13 protein-coding genes and 1 pseudogene are annotated in these 21,006 nt (G+C 64.6%); 5 read left to right on the forward strand and 9 right to left on the reverse strand.

Annotation, left to right across the window (positions count from 1 at the left end):
- Positions 1-143 precede the first annotated feature (143 nt).
- From ACW17W_RS02000 to ACW17W_RS02015, 4 genes and pseudogenes are all read left to right on the forward strand, one after another.
- Positions 144-635: a hypothetical protein gene (locus ACW17W_RS02000; protein WP_492078853.1), complete on the forward strand. Its 492-nt coding sequence runs from the start codon at positions 144-146 to the stop codon at positions 633-635.
- Positions 636-794: 159 nt separating this feature from the next.
- The gene (locus ACW17W_RS02005) at positions 795-1,250 is read left to right on the forward strand and encodes an EF-hand domain-containing protein (RefSeq protein WP_492078855.1); all 456 of its coding nucleotides are present in this window, start codon (positions 795-797) and stop codon (positions 1,248-1,250) included.
- A 1-nt stretch (position 1,251) separates the two neighbouring features.
- Positions 1,252-2,109 carry a sterol desaturase family protein gene (locus tag ACW17W_RS02010; protein ID WP_492078857.1) on the forward strand — a complete coding sequence of 286 codons (858 nt, stop codon included), beginning with the start codon at positions 1,252-1,254 and terminating at the stop codon, positions 2,107-2,109.
- Positions 2,110-2,254: 145 nt separating this feature from the next.
- Positions 2,255-2,890: pseudogene (locus tag ACW17W_RS02015) on the forward strand (IS1595 family transposase); the annotation flags it as partial.
- Positions 2,891-3,092: 202 nt separating this feature from the next.
- On the opposite strand, the gene ACW17W_RS02020 reads toward ACW17W_RS02015, so the two are convergent.
- The 7 genes from ACW17W_RS02020 to ACW17W_RS02050 form a co-directional block, all read right to left on the reverse strand.
- On the reverse strand, positions 3,093-3,215 hold the full coding sequence (locus ACW17W_RS02020; RefSeq protein WP_492078859.1) for a hypothetical protein: 123 nt from the start codon (positions 3,213-3,215) through the stop codon (positions 3,093-3,095).
- On the reverse strand, positions 3,212-3,811 hold the full coding sequence (locus ACW17W_RS02025; protein WP_492078861.1) for a hypothetical protein: 600 nt from the start codon (positions 3,809-3,811) through the stop codon (positions 3,212-3,214). Before ACW17W_RS02025 ends, ACW17W_RS02020 begins: the two co-directional genes overlap by 4 nt.
- Before the next feature lie 3 nt (positions 3,812-3,814).
- Positions 3,815-4,207, reverse strand: coding sequence for a hypothetical protein (locus tag ACW17W_RS02030; RefSeq protein ID WP_492078862.1), 393 nt, complete (start codon positions 4,205-4,207; stop codon positions 3,815-3,817).
- A 243-nt stretch (positions 4,208-4,450) separates the two neighbouring features.
- A complete protein-coding gene (locus tag ACW17W_RS02035; RefSeq protein WP_492078864.1) occupies positions 4,451-5,527 on the reverse strand; it encodes a DUF3800 domain-containing protein in 1,077 nt (358 codons plus the stop codon).
- Positions 5,528-5,744: 217 nt separating this feature from the next.
- A complete protein-coding gene (locus tag ACW17W_RS02040; protein WP_492078866.1) occupies positions 5,745-6,968 on the reverse strand; it encodes a BaiN/RdsA family NAD(P)/FAD-dependent oxidoreductase in 1,224 nt (407 codons plus the stop codon).
- Between the two features lie 50 nt (positions 6,969-7,018).
- Complete coding sequence (locus tag ACW17W_RS02045) at positions 7,019-8,812, reverse strand: ATP-binding protein (protein ID WP_492078868.1); 1,794 nt, start codon at positions 8,810-8,812, stop codon at positions 7,019-7,021.
- 88 nt (positions 8,813-8,900) lie between these two features.
- On the reverse strand, positions 8,901-10,985 hold the full coding sequence (locus ACW17W_RS02050) for a terminase large subunit domain-containing protein (RefSeq protein ID WP_492078870.1): 2,085 nt from the start codon (positions 10,983-10,985) through the stop codon (positions 8,901-8,903).
- 238 nt (positions 10,986-11,223) lie between these two features.
- Between ACW17W_RS02050 and ACW17W_RS02055 the strand changes: the two genes are divergently transcribed.
- Positions 11,224-14,322, forward strand: a complete 3,099-nt coding sequence (locus ACW17W_RS02055; RefSeq protein ID WP_492078872.1) for a metallophosphoesterase family protein — start codon at positions 11,224-11,226, stop codon at positions 14,320-14,322.
- Positions 14,323-14,598: 276 nt separating this feature from the next.
- Here ACW17W_RS02055 and polA read toward each other — a convergent pair whose 3' ends face one another.
- Together polA and ACW17W_RS02065 are read right to left on the reverse strand one after the other, a co-directional pair.
- Entirely contained in the window at positions 14,599-17,502 is a 2,904-nt protein-coding gene (gene polA / locus ACW17W_RS02060) for a DNA polymerase I (RefSeq protein ID WP_492078874.1), read from the reverse strand.
- A gap of 114 nt (positions 17,503-17,616) precedes the next feature.
- Positions 17,617-20,940 carry an autotransporter domain-containing protein gene (locus tag ACW17W_RS02065; RefSeq protein ID WP_492078876.1) on the reverse strand — a complete coding sequence of 1,108 codons (3,324 nt, stop codon included), beginning with the start codon at positions 20,938-20,940 and terminating at the stop codon, positions 17,617-17,619.
- Positions 20,941-21,006 lie beyond the last annotated feature (66 nt).

Genomic DNA, 21,006 nt, shown 5'->3' on the forward strand with positions numbered 1-21,006 from the left:
GAGCAATGACCCAGAGCGTGACGGTTCGCCAGTCATTGATACACGCTGTTACACAGCGGCGCCGCCCCGAAATACCTGCGGACAGGCGGTCCTCCATAGTGCGGATGTCCGGAACAGGCCGGACTTCACCAGGGAGACCCCAAATGATCATCCATCGCACCTTCGCCGTTGCTGTGTCGGCCGGCCTGCTGGCCTTCGCCGGTGTGGCCGCCAGCGCTTCGGACGCCGACGCCCAGTCCCGCAGCCGCAGCGTCACCGCCAGCGGCCCCAACCACAGCGCCGCCCGCAACACCCAGGCCACCCGCAGCCAGGGCTCGGCGACCGTGACCCACTCCGGTTCGGTCGACGGCCAGGCCTATTCCTCCTCACGGGCCCGGACGACCGTGGCGACGGACGACGGCTACGCCACCACCGCCGTCCGCGTCGGCCCGGCGGGCAATACCCAGACCCGCAACAGCGACGTGAGCTGCGCCGACGCCAGCTGCACCCGTTCGTCCTCCGTCCAGACATCCAACGGATACGGCTACGCCCGGGAGGGCACGGTCTCCCATGATGAGAGCGGCGCGACCGTGTCGCGCTCGGGTCAGACCAACAGCGGCGCCACCCGCAGTTCGACGGTGACCCGTCCCTACTGATCGCCCCGCATCCAGCCCCCTCAGGACGGCAGCCTGCCCCCCGGCCGCCGCCTGTGGTCCCGGCCGCCGCCTTCCCCCCCGGCGGCCGGGACCTCCCCGTCCATCTTCCCCCCGTCCATCTTCCCCCGTCCACTGTCCCGGCCAGCAAGGAGACCGTCCGTGAACATTCATCTGCTGACAAAGGCGTCCGCCCTGTCCGTCCTGGCGCTTGTCGCCGCCCTTCCCGCCATGGTCAGGGCCTCTCCGGCCGACGTCGCGGGCGCCATGTTCGGTCATGCCGACCTGAACAACGACAACCACCTGTCCCGCTTCGAATTTGAAGCCGCCCGGGAGGCGCTCTTCCGCCGCATGGACGGCAATGGCGACGGCCGTTTGACCGCGTCAGAGGTGCGTGCGGCGGCGCCGGACATGGGCGGCCGCCCGGCCCGACGCCCGGACCGCGAGCAAATTCAACGCCTGCGGGCGATGGACCGCAACAACGACCGGGCCGTCGACATCCATGAGTATCGCCTCGTGTCCGGCGAGCGGTTCGCCCTGGCGGACCTTGACCGGGACGGCCGCATCCATCGGGCAGAGATGGCCGGGTTTGTCCGGGCCATGGGTCTGGGGGGCTGACATGCGCGGCGAACATGCCCTCGTCTTCGCCCTGGTCGCGTTCGCCTTCGCGGGCCTGGAGGCCTGGTGGAGACGACGCTCGGGCCGCAGCTATGACCTCCCGGCCCTGAAGGGGACCCTGGGCGTCGCGGTCGGCCAGGTCATGGTCAACGGCCTGGCCGGCATCGGGATCACGGCGGTCTATACCGCCGCCTGGACGGCCAGCCCCCTGCGCATGCCGCTGGACGCGGCCTGGTCGTGGGGCCTGCTGTTTCTGGCGTCGGAGTTCCTCTACTACTGGCAACACCGGATGAGCCATGAGGTGCGCTGGCTCTGGGCCACCCACAGTGTCCACCATTCGGCCGAGGAATTCACCCTGCCGGCCGCATTCCGGCTCGGCTGGACGGGCTGGCTCTCGGGCCTGTGGCTGTTCTTTCTTCCCCTGCCGCTGCTGGGCTGGCACCCGGCCGCCGTCGCTGCGGTCATCGCCGTCAATCTGCGGTTCCAGTACTATTTGCACAGCGAGCTGCCGCCCTGGCTCGGGCCGCTGGAATGGATCTTCAACACGCCCTCGGCCCACCGTGTGCATCACGCCTCCAACCCTGCCTATATCGACAGGAATTTCGGCGGGGTGCTGATCGTGTTTGATCGACTGTTCGGCACCTATGCCCGCGAGACGACGGACGATCCCTGTCGCTATGGACTGGTTGATCCGGTGCGGTCGAACAATCCCTTCGTCATCGCCTTCCATGAGTGGGGCCGGCTGCTGACGGCGATGCGTCGGGCGGGGTCGCCGCTCAAGGCTCTGGGGATTGCGGCCGGATATCCCGGCGTCCGGCCCGTGCGCGCCCCCCATGCAGCGCCCGATGCGAGGTCCTGACGGCCAGTCCGTCCGGCCCGCGCCAGGGCCGCCGCAGGTCCGGACGTCACCCGCGCCTGCCGATCAGGACGGGGCGTGAGACCGCCGGCCGGACGGGCGTGTATCCCCTTTGGACATGTAACCCGGTTTCGGGCATATTGGGTTCATGGAAACGAAGCCCGCGCCCAATGGTCCGACCCTCCGCCGGTTTCAAGAGCGGTTCCCGACTGAAGACGCCTGCCTTGAGCACCTGATGCGCACCCGCTTCGGCCAACGGCACGTCTGCGCCAAATGCGAGCGCGAGGCCCGCTGCTACCGGGTGAAGGCGCGCCGTTGCTATGAGTGCGAGCATTGCGGCTATCAGGTCTATCCGACCGCCGGGACGCCCTTTGAGAAGACCCGCACCAGCCTGCGCGACTGGTTCCACGTCATGTTCCTGTTCTGCGCATCGCGGAACGGCGTGAGCGCCAAGGAAGTCCAGCGCACCATCGGCGTCACCTACAAGACGGCTTGGCGCATGTGCGGCCTGATCCGAGACTACATGGGCTATGTGGACGGTGACGACGCTCTGGGCGGGCCCGACAGCGATGGCGTTGAGATCGACCAAGCCTTAGTCGGTGGCAAGGATCGCAAGGGCGAAGACGACAATATCATCGTTCTGGGCATGGTCGAACGTGGCGGCGACGTCATCACCCGCGTCATGCAGAACCGCCACAGCGCCAACGTCCTGCCGACCCTGAAAGCCAATATCAAACCCGGCACCCACATCACGTCAGGTGCGGAGCATTCCTTCGCCGCTCTGCCATTCCTTGGCCAAGGCTAGGCGTGGCTTCTATCAGCACGTCGTCGCAGCCTACTTGAACTACAATCAGGGCCGCGTGTCAGAGACCATCACAGGCAAGCGCCACAGCGATGCGCCCGTGGCGGACGAACTGCCGTTCGACTTTCCACTAGTTGCGTAAGGCGATGGGCCGCGACGTCACAAAGATCATCACGTCGCGGCCCTAGTCGGCCTCGGGATCGCGCAGGTCGTCGCTATCGTCTGGTTCTGGCTCCGCTGCGTCCAGAGGCGGCTTGTTGAGCATGGCATCTAGAAGGGCGTCGAAACGGGTGTCAGGGTCGGTCATTGCGGGATTGGTTTTCCCGTTTGAGCGTCAAACTTCGGGGCGGGGCGAGCAGCCTCACGAGCCTCATAGGTGGCATTTGCAGAATCGTTTCCTGCCCCAAAAGCAGACAGAACATTTCCGTTCGCGGTCGTCATGTTTCCGGCCTGTGTATACGCCAAGGCGATGATGCCGATAACGATTGCGCCCGCCCCCAGGGCGAAGCTCCAGATCGCCGTGCGGGTGTGTTTGTAGTCTTCTTTGACATCCCCGCTTAGCCGAGAGAAGTCGCGGCTATATTCGGCCTTCAGATCCTTCACGTCGGCTTTGATGTCCGTGAGGCCCGCCAGAACCAATTTCAGCTGCGAGGAAATGCCGTCATTGGCACGACCGGCTTTCTCCTCCTGAAGGGCAAGCTTCGCGTCCATTTCGGATTTTGAATATGCGTCAGTCACCGGCATCACCTTGGGCAATATATGGCTGGCTTGCGTGCCTTGTGAGGCGACGACCGTGCTGGCGGCAGGTATCGCGCCCGATGCCGCCACCGCCCCCAACGGCAGCAGAGATGCGCTCTTGAGCGCGGCCGCTACCCTGTAGGTTACTTTGGACGGGTCTTGCATTCGTCAATCCGCAAAGACGGCATCGACACGCGTCTTCATCGCGTCGATGTCTGTCAGCGACTGACCCTTCAGGTGAGTGATAAGGGCGATAACAAGATCGACCGCTGCATTCGAGGTGATGCGCAACGTGCCTATGTGAACCTGCTGGGCAGCAGCCATTACCGACACAGGCTTGCCCACAGCGCCCCCATTTCCAAAACCTTCGGTCACCTCGATCTGCTGCTGGAGCAAGGCGCTCTGTGTCGCCAAGGCATGCAACTCGAGATAATTTCCGGTCGGAATATGCGTGATGATTGTGTTGTCGGCAGTCAGGTATTGGAAATCCGAGTCTCGAACGATCCCCACCTGAATCGTGCTGCCGACCTCTGGGTGGGCGATGGGGGTTTCGTCTGACATGCCGCGTCTCCTGTAGCGGCCGCAACTTACACAAAAGCCCCATCATGGCGTTACATGTCGCAAGGGGATACATGCCGGCTCCAGCCAGATATCCTACGTCGAACTTCAATGCGCTTCCCACTTTTCGATCATGTGGTGCGCGAGCTCTTGCGATGCGTGGCGATCGCGCGACAGGACGCTGATCCAGGTCGGACCGGGCTCCATGGACGGGCGCACCGGCGTGTTCCCCATCAGAGTTCTGGTCTATCGGCTCGAGGACTGACCCGAGTGGATGAGGTCCACCATTTGATCGACTGCGTCCTTGCCGACCCGCCGGGGCGGCGGCCCCTCGGGGAAGTCGGTGCCCGGCGTGACGCCGTTGGTCGTGATCTCGCCGAAGCCGCCGGATTTCAGGGCCTCGACCAAGGCCTCGTCCGACTGCACTTCCCGGGTGAACAGCTTGACGGACAGACCGGCGACGAGATCGCACAGCTGGACCCCGGGGCTCTCCTCGGACTTCCTTGAGATCGTCGCGACGACGGGCAGGGGGAAGGCAATCGGCGGTCCGTTGAGCACAGGATGGAGTTGCGCGGCGACGGTGGGCGACGTCAGGGAGGCCCACAATTCGGATTGCCGGAAGAAGGCGCTCGACTCGTCGTGATTTAGTTCCAGATCGGTGAAGCCGCGCTGGGCCCAATAGCCGACCGCGTTGAGCATGCTAGTGACATAGACCTCCAGGGTGTCCTTGAAAGTCCCCATGTCATGGTGATGGTGGAAGTTGGCGACGCCAATGCCGCAAGCGTTGAAAACGGGCTGAATATCCTTGGGCGCGCGCCGGCCCAACGAGACCAAGGCCTTGGCCAGGATGCCCAGCCCCTCATCCGTGGGCCTGCGCGCGAAAGCGTAGTAGGCGGCCATGGTGTCCTCATATAGCCCCTTGCGCGCCACATGCGTCAGGCCGAACTGGAAGTGGTTCGACACGCGATAGCCAAAGCCGCAATACCAGTCGAAGCCCGCTTCATAGAGGTCCGGCTCGACTAGATATTCCAGCATCTTGATCAGCAGCGAGAACCGCTTATCGATTTGCCAGACGTAGAGGTCGTCGGCGTGGGCGCCGACCGCACGAACGAACTCTGGCAGGCGCCGACGCGAACGTGGACGGTTCCAAATCTTCTCGAACTTGAACTCGTCGCCCTGATAGTCAGGGAAGCTCCGCTGCATCAACGCCTTGGCCGTTTCATCTGAAATGCGGCTGGAAGCCAGCACGAAATGCCGCTGAAGCGGATCCATCAGCTGGCGGCCCGTGTATCCGGATTCATCGAAGTAGAGCGGCGTGGTCATGTGGGGCTAAGTGGGCGGCTGAGGGTCGTTTGAGATAGGCACCCGGAGGGCGCGCCGCCAGTCACGGAACGCCGGTCTATGCGAACTGATGCATTTCCAGATGATCTGGGCGTCCGTTGTTATCGACTGTGATCTCGCAATGCTGGTTCTTAAAGTCCGCTTTCCGGTGAAAATTCAATGTCCGCCTCTGACGTATCTCACCCCTTAACCCACCCCCTCAGCATGCCTGCCCCGCCGCCCAGCCGGAGCTCCAGGCCCACTGGAAATTATAGCCGCCCAGCCAGCCGGTGATGTCGACGGCCTCGCCGATGAAGAACAGGCCGGGGACGGTGCGGGCCTGCATCGTCTGCTGGTCCAGGGCCGCCGTGTCGACCCCGCCCAGGGTGACCTCGGCGGTGCGATAGCCCTCGGACCCGACCGGCTTGACGCTCCACTGGTTGATCGCGGCGTCCAGGGCCCGCAGGGCCCTGTCGGGCAGTTCCGCCAGTTTGCGCGGCTCCAGCCCCTCGCGCGCCAGCACGGCGTCGGCCAGACGGCGGGGGACGATCTGGCCCAGGGCCGTCTGCACCGCCTGTTTGCCATTGGCCTCCTTGGCCGCCTTCAACAGATCATAGACCCGGGCGTCGGGGGCCAGGGCCAGCTCCACCGCCTCGCCCTCGCGCCAGTAGGAGCTGATCTGCAGGATGGCCGGGCCGCTCAGCCCCCGGTGGGTGAACAACAGGGCCTCGCGGAAGGCGGCGCTCCCGGCTTTCGCAGGGGTCGTCTTGGCGATGGCCTCCACCGCCACCCCGGCCAGACCCGCATGCTGCTCCAGAAACCCGGGCTCGAAGGTCAGGGGCACCAGACCCGGCCGGGTGTCGACCACGCGCAGGTCGAACCGGCGCGCCAGATCATAGGCCCAGCCCGTGGCGCCCATTTTCGGGATCGACTTGCCGCCCGAGGCGACGACCAGAGAGGCCGCCCGGACCTCGGCGCCGTCATCCAGCGTGGCCCGCCAGCCGTCGCCGTCCCGCTCGATCGACCGGACCGCCGTGTTCAGCTTCAGGGCGGCGCCGGCGGCCCGCATGTCGTCGGTCAGCATGCGGACGATCTGTCTGGCGCTGTCGTCGCAGAACAGCTGACCCAATGACCCTCCATTCTGGGTTTTCTCGTGCCAGGCGATGCCCGCCCGGTCGACGCGGGCGATGAAGTCGCGGGGTCCGAACCGTTTCAAGGCCGAGGCGGCGAAGCGCGGGTTCTCGCCCAGGAAGCGGTCGGTGCGGTCGCCCTCCAGATTGGTGAAGTTGCAGCGGCCGCCGCCCGAGATGCGGATCTTCTCGCCGGGCGCCCGGGCATGGTCGACGACCAGAACCCGCCGCCCGCGCCGCCCGGCCTCGATGGCGCACATCATTCCGGCCGCGCCGGCGCCGACGATCAGGACGTCAAGGGTCTGAATGGCCATGGGGGCTGTTAGCAGGCCCTGTCGCCCGCGTCAGGGGGCTGTGTCGGGCCTCAGGCGTTCTGTCGCTGCGGTTCGGCAGGGGGGTCGAAAGGGGGTTCGGGCGGCCCGGTCCGCACCGCCCGCTCCAGCGCCTCGTACAGGCGGCGCGGCTCCAGCGGCTTGGGCAGCCAGTCGGTCATCCCCGCCGCGCGACAGGCGGCGATCTGGGCCGGCTCGGTCCCGGCGCTGAAGCCGATCACCGGGGTCGCGGCATTGGGGCCGTCCGAGGCGCGCAGCCGGCGGGTCGTCTCATTGCCGTCGATGCCGGGCATGTTGACGTCCATCAGCACCACGTCAAAGGCCTGACCGGCCAGCCGTCCCAGGGCTTCATGACCGTCGATGGCCACGGTGAGGGCGACGTCCAGCGGCTGCAGCACCAGCGACAGGGTGCGGCGGTTGATCTCGTGGTCGTCGACCGCCAGCACCCGCAGCCGGCGGCTGAGGACCGGGGCCGGGGCGTCGAAGTCGTCGCGGGTCTCGACCGGCTGTCCGGGGGCGAGGGCGACGTCCAGGGTAAAGGCGGCGCCGCGGCCTTCAGCGCTGGCGGCGGTCAGTTCGCCGCCCATCAGCCGGGCCAGTTCGCGGCTGACCGTCAGGCCCAGACCCGTGCCGCCATAGGTGCGCGCCACCTCCGACGAGCCCTGGGCGAAGGGGGTGAACAGATTCTCCATGGCCGCCGGCGAGATGCCTGCGCCCTGGTCGCGGACCGTCAGCCGCACCCGGCGCGGGGCGTCGGCATCGGCGGCGGCGCCCTCGACCGCGACCTCCAGGGCGACCATGCCCTCGGCGGTGAACTTGAAGGCGTTGGACAGCAGGTTGTTCAGGATCTGGCGCAGGCGGAACGGGTCGCCGCGCAGCCACAGCGCCGCCTCGCCCGGTCCCGAGACCCGGAAGACCAGCCCCTTGTCCTCGGCCTGGGGGGCCCAGAACCGTGCGGTGTCGGCGATCAGGGCGGCCAGGTCGAAGTCGCGCGTCTCCACGCCCATGCCCCGGGCCTCGATCTTGGAATGGTCCAGCAGGTCGTTGAGCATCCGCGTCATCAGCCGCCCGGCGTCGATGATCAGGTCGGCCGTCTCGGGCGTCTGCTGCGGCCGGCCGCCGTGGCGGATGACGTGGGCGCCGGCCAGGATGGCGCTGACCGGGGTGCGCAGTTCGTGGCTGACGATGGCGGCCATGGCGGCGCGGTCGGCCATCGCCGCCTCGGCCTGCTCCAGCCGGGTCCGGGCCTGTTCCAGCAGCTCCGACTCGGCCAGCTGGGCCTGGTGTGTCCGGCTCCAGGCGCTGAAGATGCCAAAGGCGAACAGCAGGACCGCCAGGATCATCAGCGGCAGGTGGTCTGGCGTGGCGTTGTCGGCTGGCAGCACCGTCAGGGCCGCCAGCGCCGCCAGATAGGGGCCCGCCCCCAGCAGGAACAGGGTCCTCGACCCCCGCCCGGAGGCGACATTGTTCAACAGCCCGCCGCACAGGGTCAGGGCGCCCACGGTGATCAGGGCCGGCGTCCCGATCCACCACAACAGGGCCGCCATCCCGGCATAGGCGCAGGACATAAGGACGACGGCGACCAGGGCCGGCGCGACCCGGGCGGCCGAGGTCGGCGCGGGCCCGCCCTGCCGGAACGGGGCCATGGCGGTGAACTCCAGCGCCTGGACGAAGGCGCTCAGGGCGATCCAGCCGGCCACCAGCCCCCCATGCCCCGACCGGTGCAGGGTCCAGCCCACCAGCAGGGCCAGCAGGGTCCGCACCAGGGTCTGGCGCACCCGCTCCCGCGCGCTCAGGGCCAGATCGGCGGCGAGAAATGCAAACACGACACAGGCCCCCGGAAACGCCCGCCAATCCTGCCCCCGGGGAAGAAAAGATTGGGTGAACGCGGGTCAGGCTCAGCCCGCCCCGGCCCTACCGGATCCGCCCGCTGATGCCCGACGGCGCCACCCCCGGCCCGACCGTCCGCAGCCGGGGCCCCTCGCGCCCCGCCGCCCGGTCGATCATCAGGTCGGTGACGGCCCAGACCAGGGCGTCGGCCCGGTCGAGGCTCCCCTCGTCCTCCCCGCCCATGGCCATCAGCTCCTCCTCCAGCGCCTCCAGCCCCGCCGCGTGCCGCACCCGCCCCTGTTCATACAGGGCCGCCACCGGCTCGGCCCGCACCCGCTTGCCCTTCGTCGCCCGCACCTCGCGCACCCGCACGGAACAGCCCGAGGCCCTCAGCACGGCCCGCACCATGTCCCCGCCCTGGTTGACCTCGGCGACGATACAGACGGCGCCATAGTCCTCCGCCGCCCTTGCCGCCCGCCGCCCCCAGCCGTCCGGCGAGACCCCCGCCACCGTCCGGTCGGCCAGCACATGGACCGTCGGCGCCTCGTCCTTCCCGCCCGGGCGGGAACGGCCCGCGACCACGATGCCGCAGGCGTCCCCGCCCAGGCTCGCCGTCGGATCCACCGCCACCACCACGCGGTCGAGGGTCGAGGGGGGAGGGGCGAGGGTCGAGGACAGGCCGCCCCCCGCGTCTCCCTCGCCCCCCGCGTCTCCCTCACACCTCGCCCCTCGACCCTCCCCCCTCGCGGCCATCATCATCTCCGCCGTAAACAGCGCCCCCGACTGCTCCACCACCCGCCCCTCGATCTCCTGGGCCGCGCGTCGGGTGCCGCCGTACAGCCGCTCCAGCCCCTCCAGAAACCCGGCCGCCAGATGGGCCGCATTGTCCCGCGTCCCCGCATGGGTCTCCACCACCCCGGGCTCCAGCCGCAACCGCCGCAAGGCCGCCGTCGGCCGGGGCGTCGTGGAGATCATCAATCTTGGAGGGCTACCGCTCGCGACGCGGTCGCTCGCTGCTTGAGCCCCGATCACCGGTCCTCTTCCTTCTCCCTCCCCCTCCGCCAACGGGGAGGGCCGGGGTGGGGGTGAAGCCCCCGGCTTTGAAAAATCACCCCCCGAGACTCCGCCGTTCGCTGCGGCAACATCAGCCGGCGCCATCGTGCCTCCACCCCCATCCCCGACCCTTCCCCCCTCAAGGGGGAAGGGAGAGGAGGGCGGTCCCCCCAGCCGCAACCCCATCCGCAACAGGGCCAGCGTCTCCCCGCCCCCGCGCCACGCACAGAATTCATCCGCCCAGGCCGCCGAAAACTGCGGCCCCCGCAAGGAGTCCGGGTCCTCGGCCGAGAAGGCATAGGCCATCGCCCCGTTGGGAAAGATCAGCCGCCGCCGCGACGGCTCGAACACCGGCCGCCGCCCGCCCCATTTCGGGTCCCCCCATCGCGGCAGGGTCAGGATCCCCGACGCCCCCTCGATCATCACCTCGCGCACGTCGTGCAGCGTCGGCCCGATCAACGCCAGCCGGCCGCCCTCTCCCAACGCCTCCGCCTGATCCGACAGCCACATCGCCCCCGCCAGGGTCTTGCCCGCCCCGCGCCCGCCCAGAAACAGCCAGGTCGTCCAGTCCCCCCCGTCGGCGCACCGCTCCGGGGCCGTCTGAGCCCCCCGCAACACCGGATCCGCCCACATCGCCGGGTCCAGCGCCGTCTCCTCCCCATGCCATGGGGAGGGGGACCCCGAAGGGGTGGAGGGGCTCTGCACCGCCCCACCGCCGCCCAATCCCCCCATCACCCGCGCCGTCCGCACCACCGACCGCGCCGCCTCGCTCAGTTTCAGACAGTCCTCGATCCGCCCCTCGCCCGCCGCCACGACGGCCTTGGCCAGGGCACGCTCGGCCGAGCCCCCGGGATCAGAGGGGTCCAGATCAAAGGCCAGGTTCCCGGCCCGGTCCTCATGGGCCGCGATCGGCGGCGGCCGATGCCAGCGATAGACGGCGTCGGGCCGGTCCATCTTGCGATACCCCCGGTTCCGCGCCTGCCAGGCGATGGCCGAGACGCTGACCCCGAACTCGCGCCCCAGGGCCGTCGAGGTCTCGCCCCGCACATAGCGCTCCAGCAGGACGATCCAGACCTCGTCCTCCAGCAGCGACTTCCCCGGGCGTTTGTTCGGCATGCGCGCATTGTAGATGCGGCGCGAACCAGGGCGGGTTCAGGCGGGCGAGAAACGGCTAAGGCGTTGAAGGGATTGGGGTGGGGGGTCCTGTGTTCCGGGGGTTCGCGTCCGTTTCCCGACGCCCTGTCATCCCCGCGCAGGCGGGAACTGAGAATGGCGTTCCTCTAGGAGGACCTTGTGCTTCGGCACTTCGCCATTCACGGTCAATGCATAGAAGAATCGAGAGCAAGACTTGGGCATGAATCAGTCACCGACTTGGCTTCACATTTCCGATTTTCATTTCGACGGTCGAGAACGATATGATCGTGACCTCGTCCTGTCGGGCCTCCTCGCATCTCTGCCGGACCTGACGTCGCGCGCAGGTAAGCCAGATTTTGTTATCGCGTCTGGCGACATCGCAAACCATGGCAAGCTCTCTGAATATAAGCATGCCACTGAGTTTTTTGACTCACTCTTGGGCAGACTTGGTCTGACGCGCGACAAACTATTTGTTGTCCCCGGAAACCACGACATCGATCGGGATAGCGGGGCGGGCTTGGCAAGGACTCTGTCCAGCAATGCCGAATCCGACGGCTATTTCGACCCTAATACAGAATGCTTGCATCTAAAAGAACGAATGAGATCATATAAAATCTGGTATGACGAATACTTTAAAGACATAAGATCATTCTCTCTTAATAATACGATTTTTGATACAATCGAAATCAACATTAAGAATCAATCATTTAGTATTACGCTAATAAATTCGTCGACATTTTGCTATGGAGATGATGACTCCGGCAAACTTTGGATCGGGCGTCGGTCTCTTGATCGCATCCCAGATAGCGACAACAATAATATTGTTCGTATTGCCGTTATGCATCATCCGTTTGATTGGCTTTCTGCCGATGAAGTTCAATCTATCAAGGCCGGATTTAGAACTCGATTCAATTGCATTCTAACTGGACATCTTCACCAAACAGATGTCGAGCACGTTTCCGGATTGATAGGAAACTCTATACATCTTTGCGCCGGGGCGACATACCAAACCACGAAATGGCCCAACAGGGCGATGATCGTTCGCGTCGATTCCGGAAAATTATCTATATTTCCGATTCACTTTGTTGAAAGTCCGATGCCCAAATGGACTCTAGACACAAGCATTTACTCTAGCCCAGACTACACTGGAACGCTGCCTCTTAGGCCGGGAATAGAAAATTCACGGGGTGCCCCGCCAGCCATAGCCGTCAGTAAGCCTCAATCCCTGGTCGTTTCTGCCGATGACGCCCGTAGATCGTTCGAGGCGGAACTTTTCGCCGTGGAGGAGACTCCGGTATTTATTGAGCCTCGCATTATGACTCTTCCTCAGGAGCAGGCTTTCCGCGACGCGGGTGCTGCTCGGCGCGTATCCACTCAGGAAATAATAGCATCTGACGGATCATACGTGATTGAAACTCGCCCCGAGTATGGCGGCTCCGTTCTCTGCAAGCATCTGGAACACGAGCTCCTATCAGCCGGGCAGCGAAACATTTTCCGCAAGGATGCTAGGTCAATACCGAACTACCGAAAGAAGCTTGAAACTGAATTCCCTGCCGATGCCAAGGTCGAAGGCGCATCCGTACTAATTTTAGATCACTTTGACTTCGAACGGGATGAACGACTTTTAAAAGAGATCATGTCGACGACATGGTTTAGAAAATTTATTATAGTCACGGTAGATCGTGGGTTAATGCCGACCCGCCCAATGGATCTTGATATCGTCGACCGCGGATTCACTTATACGTACCTCTGGGGAATAGGGCGAGAGGAAGTGCGGCGCGCGGCCAATATCGTGTTTCACAATCAGGGCGACGCTTCAGTATCTGCGATAGTCACAAAGGTATACGACGATCTTTTGGCTCTGTGCATACCACTAACACCATCAAATGTTCTAATGTATTTGAAGGTTCTCCAAAAGGAGGGGGCTTTCAATCCCTTGAACAGAGTAGATATTGTATCTCGGTACATACAAGATTCTATCAGGAAGCCTAGCGACGTATACAAAGAGTCGTTTAACGTAAAGAATAGAATGGACGTGCTGTCGGCGTTTGTGTTTCAGCTATACGTTGACCAGAGACATTCATTCGATGACACGTACTGGTATACCTTTATAGCAGCACACAAAATTGATACGCTGACCGAATTTGACGAGCGGGCGTTTTTAGCCGAGCTTGAAGAGTCGCGAATTATCGGACGTCATGGACGATCTCTATTCTTTCGATATAGCTTCTATTTTACATTTTTCTTGGGCAGGCAGCTATCAATCCGTCCTAAGCTATTGATGAATTTTATTGATATCGAAGAATATCTTCGACTTGGGCCGGTGATTGACGTCGTAACTGGTTTGAGTTCCGACAACACGATAGTGGTTCAAAAACTAACATCCTCTCTTGACGAAAAAATGAAGGAGTTTGCTGATACTTACGTTAGGCTGAACTTTGATCCGCTCGAGAACGCGTACTGGCCAGACAGCGGAAAAGAAGATGAGGAACTATGGAAGCCGATTGCGGAAGAAATCGAACGCGGGCCGCATGATAGCCAGCAAATAGACCTGTTAAGAACATCGGTGTTTTCTGAATCTCGTACCGTTGATCAGCAAGTTCGATTCTCTAAGTTTAACGACTTGGAGAACGTCATATTTATAACAGCAAATGTCCTGACGGATGCTCTCCGGAATAGTGACGATATCGGAGGTCATCTTAAGCTGGATGCCTACGATCTTATACTCAAGACTCACCTCACCGCTTTCCAAGTTGGCGCACTTTTTGCCGACCACTTAGCGGAGCGGCGTTATTTTACATGGGGCGGGATCGCATTTATCGATTTTGACCGTGCTGTAGCTGAGTCGGACCGTGGAAGTGCGGAAGCCAAGATGACAATAATTGACGCACTTTGCTCCTCTGTCGCATCTAGAACAGCAAGCGACCTAGGAACGGCAAAGCTCTCTGCGGTATTTAAAGCTCGCGACGCGACCCACAACAGCATGACATTCCTAGAATTTCTCAATTTTAACTGCGTTGTTAGCTCAAAGGGGCCGGGCTGGGATAAGGTTATAGTTGGGATGATCGAGAAGGCGGGAAAAAACTCGTTCTACCTGTGGGCGATGCTCTGCTCTTTAATGAGCAACTACAAAACAGATATATCGTCAGTTCGAGATCGCGAGCTAATGAAGCGATTAATTGCTCATATCGAAGCGAAGCGGACTCACCGCAAAGAAGTGGTTGGGGCAAAAGCAGTCACGAGCATGCTCGCGCACCTTGAGGCCAATAAGCACTTCACAGACGGCAATTTTGGATTTCGGCCGGACGAGAAGGGCTAGTCTGTATCATCCCGGCGGTCGTTCCGTATCAACCGCTCGGACGTCTATCGGTCGCGTGGCATGCTCGATCCGCGTCTGGACGACGTGCGGCGGTTTTAGTGAGGATGAAGGTGGGCGGGACGGCGAGGCGGCGACCGAACTCAAATCCCCGTTGCGCCGCCGGCCCCCTCCACCGCTTCGCGGTCCCCCTCCCCCGATGGGGGAGGAAGGATCTGCGCTCAAGCAGCGAGGCTCCGCGAGCCGAGCGTTAGCGCGGCGCGAAGCGCCACAAAGGGATCAATGCGCCTCGTCCCAGTTCAGCGCCGCCTTGGCCTCCACCACCAGGGGCACGGTCAGTTTGACCGCCGGTTCGTCCGCCCGTTCCATCACCGACCGGATCACCGGGATGGCGCGCTCGGCCAGACCCTCGGGGCATTCGAACACCAGTTCGTCGTGGACCTGGAGCAGCATGGTCACGTCTGACAATCCGGCCGCCGCCAGCGCCCCGGGCATGCGCATCATGGCGCGGCGGATGATGTCGGCGGCGGCGCCCTGGATGGGGGCGTTGATGGCGGCGCGTTCGCCGAACTGGCGTTCGGCGCCCGATTTGGAGTGGATGGCCGGGATGTGGATGCGGCGGCCGAACAGGGTGGAGACGTAGCCGGCCTGTTTCACCTCGGCGCGGGTGCGGTCCATATAGGTGCGGATGCCGGGGAAGCGTTCGAAATAGGTCTTGATATAGGCCCCGGCCTCGCCCTGATCGATGCCCAGCTGGGCGGCCAGTCCGAAGGCGCTGATGCCATAGACGATGCCGAAATTGATCGCCTTGGCGCGGCGGCGGGTCTCGGCCGGCATGCCCTCGACGGGGACGCCGAACATCTCGCTGGCCGTGGCCGCATGGATGTCGAGGCCGCGTTTGAAGGCGGATTTCAGCTCGGGGATGTCGCCGATATGGGCCAGCAGGCGCAGCTCGATCTGGGAATAGTCGGCTGAAATCAGGACGTTGCCGGGGGCGGCGATGAAGGCCTGACGGATCTGGCGGCCGGTCTCGGTGCGGATCGGGATGTTCTGAAGGTTCGGGTCGGACGAGGCCAGGCGGCCGGTGGTGGCGGCGGCCAGTTGATAGCTGGTGTGGACGCGGTGGGTGGCGGGGGCGGCGGCGGCCGACAGGGCGTCGGTATAGGTGCCCTTCAGCTTGGACAGTTGCCGCCAGTCCAGCAGGACGCGCGGCAGGTCGTGGGTCAGGGCCAGTTCTTCCAGCACGCTGGCGTCGGTGCCCCACTGGCCGGTGGCGGTCTTCTTGCCACCGGGCAGGTTCATCTCGCCGAACAGAATGTCGCCGATCTGTTTGGGGCTGCCGGGATTGAACGGGCGGCCGGCCAGTTTTTCGGCCTCGGCCTCCAGCTCGGCCATGCGCAGGCCGAACTCACTGGACAGGCGGGTCAGGCGGGCGGGGTCGACGCGGATGCCGGCGGTCTCCATATCGGCCAGGATCCCGGGCATGCCGCGCTCCAGCGTCTCATAGACCGTGGCCAGACCCTCGCGCGCCAGCCGGGGTTTGAGGATGCGCCACAGGCGCAGGGTGACGTCGGCGTCCTCGGCGGCATAGGCGGTGGCGGGTTTCAGCTCGACGTGTTTGAACGACTTCTGCTTTTTGCCCGTACCCGCGACCTGTTTGAACGGGATCGGGTCGTGGCCCAGATGCAGGCGGCTGAGTTCGTCCATGCCGTGGCCGTGCAGACCGCCCTCAAGCACATAGGAGATCAGCATGGTGTCGTCGATCGGCGCCACCCGGACGCCGCGCCGGGCCATGACGGCCAGGTCGTATTTGCCGTTCTGGACCACCTTCAGCACCGACGGGTCTTCCAGCAGGAGCTTCAGCCGGGCCAGGGCCGTGGGCTTGTCGATCTGGGTCAGGGCCGCAGGGGCCTCGGCGGGTGCGCCGAAGTCCAGGCCGCCGGCGCCCTCGGCCGGGGCGTGCTCATGCGTCAGCGGCACATAGCAGGCGTCATTGGGCCCGATGGCCAGGGACACGCCGCACAGGCCCGCATGGGTGGCCGACAGGGCGTCGGTCTCGGTGTCGAAGCCGACGACCCCGGCGGCGCGGGCGCGGGCGATGAAGGCGTCCAGCGCCTCCAGCGTCTGGATACAGACATAGGCGTCGTGGTCGACGCTCTGGGCCTCGACCTCGGTGGAGACGGCTTTCGGGGCGTAGCGGGGGCTGGCGACGGGGGCGGCCGGGACCAGTGGTCGAGGGCGGGACAGGATCGAGGGGCCGGTCGGGTCGGCGGCGTCCATCGACCCGCCGCCGCCGACGCGGCGGGCCAGGGAGCGGAACTCCATCTCCTCCAGAAAGGCCGACAGGGTCTCCGGGTCCGGGTCGCGGACCTTGAAGTCGTCGATCGGCTCGGGCGCCGGGGCGTCGCAGGTCAGGGTGACCAGTTCGCGGGAGAGGCGGATCTGGTCGGCGTATTCGATCAGGGTCTCGCGCCGTTTGGGCTGTTTGATCTCATGGGCGCGGGCCAGCAGGGTGTCCAGATCGCCGTATTCGAGGATCAGCTGGGCCGCCGTCTTGGGGCCGATGCCGGGGGCGCCGGGCACATTGTCGACGCTGTCGCCGATCAGGGCCTGGACCTCGATGACCTTGTCGGGGGTGACGCCGAACTTCTCGAACACCGCCTCCTCGGCGAGGCGCCGGTCCTTCATCGGGTCGTACATGACGACGCCGTCGCCGATCAGCTGCATCAGGTCCTTGTCGGACGACACGATGACCGCCTCGCCCCCCGCATCCCGCGCCTTGCACGCGTACGTCGCGATCAGATCATCCGCCTCATACCCCGCCAGCTCCACACAGTGGACGCCGAACGCCGCCGTCGCCCGCCTCACCAGCGCGAACTGTGGCACCAGATCCTCCGGCGCCGGCGGCCGATTGGCCTTGTAATCGGCGTACAGCGCGTTCCTGAACGTCTTCTCCGAATGATCAAAGATCGCCGCCAGATGCGTCGGCCCATCCGCCCCCTTCATGTCCCGCAACAGCTTCCAGAGCATGTTGCAATAGCCCTGCACCGCCCCGACCGGCAGCCCGTCGGATTTGCGCGTCAGGGGCGGCAAGGCGTGATACGCGCGGAAGATATAGGCCGAGGCGTCGATCAGCCACAGACGGATCGGGGCATGGGGCGGTGTATCGGCGGCGTCGGTCATTCCTGCAGCATAGGCGGCTTGTCAGCTCACGTCATGACGTCTGGAGCATACAAAAGCCCCGGCGGATTGCTCCGCCGGGACTGCTGTTCTTGCAGATGAAGTGGGTGTCGCGAATCAGAACTTGATCGACACTGTGGCGCGATAGCTTTGATAGTCGACGTCTTCGCGCTCGAACATCGAAGCGGCCTCAAGCGACAAACTGGTGCGGCCGCCATTCGAGATCTGCACCCCGCCGGAAACCTCGCCCCAGCCTTTGTCGCGGCTCAGTCCGACGAAGGTCGCCGGCATGCCGCCAGTGGCGGCGAAAGCGGCGCGGACGGCATCGTCGCCATCCGTCATCTCGGCGACAATGCGAACCCCGAGCGAGGGGCGCACCGTCAGGGATCCGACCGTAGTCTCGCCGTCGAACTTCACGCCCATGAAGCCCTGGACGGAGTCGATTTCGCGGCCCTTGACCGTCATGGCGGCGATGGAGCCGGTCTCGACATGGTCATCGACCGACACGCGATAGGCGTTGAAGCCGAAGCTGGGCGTCATGCCCAGACCGCCGGCGCGGGTATGGACGCCCACCTCGGCGCCGCCGAACAGGGCGTCTCCGTCAAAGTCTGCCTCTGAGCGATAGGTCGCGGCGCCCAGGGCCACACGACGCTCCGTTTCGTGGCTCAGAGCAGACCAGCCCAAATGGCCGCCGACAAAGCCGGTATCGCCGAGCTGCCAGGAGCCATAGCCCGAAACGCTGAACTGGCTGGTATCGGTGTTGCTCAGGCCGCCGACATAGTCGGCGGTGCCCTGCGAATACCCCAGCGCTGCACCCAGCGTCAGGCGATCGACGGTGCGTTCCAGGCCGCCGGCGAGGTACCAGGTCTCGATGTCATCCTTTTGTCCAGCGATCACGCTGCCCCTGAGCTGGCTGGCCTCGCCGCGCGTTGCACCGGCGGCGATGAAGCCGGCCATGCCCTGTTTCCAGTCGCCCATCCAGCGGGAGCGTTCGGATTGGGCCGAAGCCGCGGCGGCCGAAGTGGCGAAGGGCGCGGCATCCAGGGCCGCTACTTCAACTCCGTTGCCGATCAGGGCCAGACCGCGAGGCGCCTGCGTTCCCGTGCGCGGCGTCGAGATCCGACCGCTGATGACAGATTGCAGGGTCTCGGTCTGAATGACTGACAGACTGCCGGCAGACCAGGCCGAATAGGGGGCCAGGCTTTCCAGAGCGCCGCCCAAGGCCGCGCCTTCCAGAGAGTCGACGGCATTGTAGACGCCGCTCAGAGCGGCATAGCCGGTCGCCGAGCGCGCATTGTCCAGCAGGCCCCCAACCTCGACCTGGGTCGGCGAGCCCGCGTCGATGAAGCGGCTGAACGATTCTGCAGCGATCCGGACGCTCACGGCATTAGAGGTGTAGTTGATGAACGGATAGAGGACGCCGGGCAGGTCATTGGTCGCCGTGAATTGACCCGAGACGCCGCCTTCCGCCGTCAGAACCGTATAGGTCTGGCCGAAATTCGGGGCCGTCAGGAAGTTCAGGTTCAGCAGACCGCCGACTGAGGCGCCGCCTGTAGCGCCGCGCGAGGCGTTGGCCTGGACGACAAGTTTGTCGGCCGAAGCGCCCGAGATGTCGATGAACAGACGCGAGCCTGAGGTCAGGATCAGATCGCCGTTCAGGGTCAGATTGCCTACCGCGCCCTGGCCGCCGGGGGCGATGGAGCCGAGGATGGAAGACAGGGCCGAGGCGTTGATCTGGCCGCGCCCGCTGATGAGTCCGCCCATCACCAGCATTTCCCAGGTGCTCAGACTACCGTCCACATTGATGTGTCCCGCCGTCACAGTGGTATCGATCAGCGAGGTCAGCGAGCCGGCGGCGCCGATGTCGAGGATGGCGCCCGATCCGCCGACGGTGAGGCGATCGATGGTCGCCGCGGCGTTCAGCCTCGTACGTCCTGCGGCCGCCAGGGTGACGTCATAATAGCTGGCCCTGTTGCCATTGGCCGCCGATGCCGCCGCATTGTTGGGTGCGGGCGCAACTGAGGGGGTGTCGATCGACGTGATCGGTCCAGCGTCTGCGATCCGGGTGTAGGACTCGCCGGTCACGGATGCTTCCACAGCATCGTCCAGCCCCTGCAGCAGGGCATCCCGGCCGACCAATGCGGCCCCGCCAGTCGATTCGCCTGCGGTGGCGGGATCGACACCCGAAGATCCGTCGAAGCCGATGCTTTCATTGGCGCGCGCCAGATCTCCGGCCTTGGCGCAGTCGGTCCGGAAACAGATCGAGCCGAACTCATTGCCCTTGCCGCCCACGCCGGCCGCCGGGGTCGAGGGCAGGCCGGTGACCAGTTGGCCGTTGACGATGATCTTGTAGTTGGGATCGATCGTCTGGTTCCAATGTGCGGCGTCGAACCAGTCGGCGTCGCCGGCGGCCGAAGCCAGATATTTGTACGGGTTGTTGGCGACGATATAGTCCCAGAACAGATACAGAGGCTGATAGCCGGCCGTCGTGCCGTAGCTGGCTGCCGGCTGGGCGCCGAAGTAGCGGGTGCCGAGTGACAGGACGCCGGCGATCACCGGCGTCGCAAATGCGCGGTCCAGGATCAGGGCGCTGCCCGAGTCGCCCTGTGCAGTGAGGCCCTCGTTGGGGAGGGCGACGTCATTTCCGAAGATGTTGAAATCGTAGATATTGGTGCGGGCCGGATCGTCGAAATCGACCATATAGAGGTTCTGACCCAGTCCGCGCTGACTTCCGTTGCCGAAGAGCCACAGATTGATGTCGTCAATGGAGGACAGGGCCCCGATCATATTCTCGCCTGCCCGACGACGGAAATCGATCCCGGCGGACTGTCCGGTCGTCCCGGTGCCCGAGCGGCCGTATCCCCCAACGGTAACGTGCAGGTTCTCTGTCCCGGTCAGGGGACTGAACAGCATGGCCCAGGTCGGAACGCCGCGCGTAGGGGCGTCCAGTACGCCGAGGGCGATATCCGCTTCGTAGAAGTTCCCCGCAGGCTCGTTCAGGGACAGCGGATTGTAGAGGATCTGATTGATGTTGTAGGTCTGGTTGGCCACGCTGCTTTGACGGCTGCTGAGCCAGGCGATCAGGCCGGCGCGCGCATCGCCCTTGAACCCCACTGCGATCGGCGTGCCACCCGAAGCGGCGCCGTAGCTGGAGGCCGGAGCGGTGTTCACGCAGTGGGCGGCAAACAGCACCATGCGGGGGTTGATGAGCGTCCCCGTGCAGACGCCGCCGCCGGCTGCGCCATAGTCAGCGTAGATGATGCCGATGCCGTTGACGTCATTGGCGCCGGCCAGCGTCGGGGGGGCGTTCCGGTTCAGACCGTTGTTTGGCACGTGAGCCAGGACTGGCGAAGCGGTCAGGGCCGCCGCAACGACGAGACCTCCCATTGAACAGGCGGTCATCCAGTGCGGCCGACGGCCGGACATGCGCGAATAGGTCATCAGGAGACTCTCGTTACAAACACCGATAACCCCATGTACAGGGCCTGATCGCCACACAAAAGCCCG

The organism is Brevundimonas sp. FV1ye29L (genome assembly GCF_058681095.1).

Bases quoted from the DNA above. Each gene is read 5' to 3' on its own strand.
- ACW17W_RS02020 (WP_492078859.1), bottom strand. From the start codon at position 3,215: ATGACCGACCCTGACACCCGTTTCGACGCCCTTCTAGATGCCATGCTC.
- ACW17W_RS02010 (WP_492078857.1), top strand. From the start codon at position 1,252: ATGCGCGGCGAACATGCCCTCGTCTTCGCCCTGGTCGCGTTCGCCTTC.
- ACW17W_RS02050 (WP_492078870.1), bottom strand. From the start codon at position 10,985: ATGCCGAACAAACGCCCGGGGAAGTCGCTGCTGGAGGACGAGGTCTGG.
- ACW17W_RS02035 (WP_492078864.1), bottom strand. From the start codon at position 5,527: ATGACCACGCCGCTCTACTTCGATGAATCCGGATACACGGGCCGCCAG.
- polA (WP_492078874.1), bottom strand. From the start codon at position 17,502: ATGACCGACGCCGCCGATACACCGCCCCATGCCCCGATCCGTCTGTGG.
- ACW17W_RS02000 (WP_492078853.1), top strand. From the start codon at position 144: ATGATCATCCATCGCACCTTCGCCGTTGCTGTGTCGGCCGGCCTGCTG.
- ACW17W_RS02055 (WP_492078872.1), top strand. From the start codon at position 11,224: ATGAATCAGTCACCGACTTGGCTTCACATTTCCGATTTTCATTTCGAC.
- ACW17W_RS02030 (WP_492078862.1), bottom strand. From the start codon at position 4,207: ATGTCAGACGAAACCCCCATCGCCCACCCAGAGGTCGGCAGCACGATT.
- ACW17W_RS02065 (WP_492078876.1), bottom strand. From the start codon at position 20,940: ATGACCTATTCGCGCATGTCCGGCCGTCGGCCGCACTGGATGACCGCC.
- ACW17W_RS02025 (WP_492078861.1), bottom strand. From the start codon at position 3,811: ATGCAAGACCCGTCCAAAGTAACCTACAGGGTAGCGGCCGCGCTCAAG.
- ACW17W_RS02040 (WP_492078866.1), bottom strand. From the start codon at position 6,968: ATGGCCATTCAGACCCTTGACGTCCTGATCGTCGGCGCCGGCGCGGCC.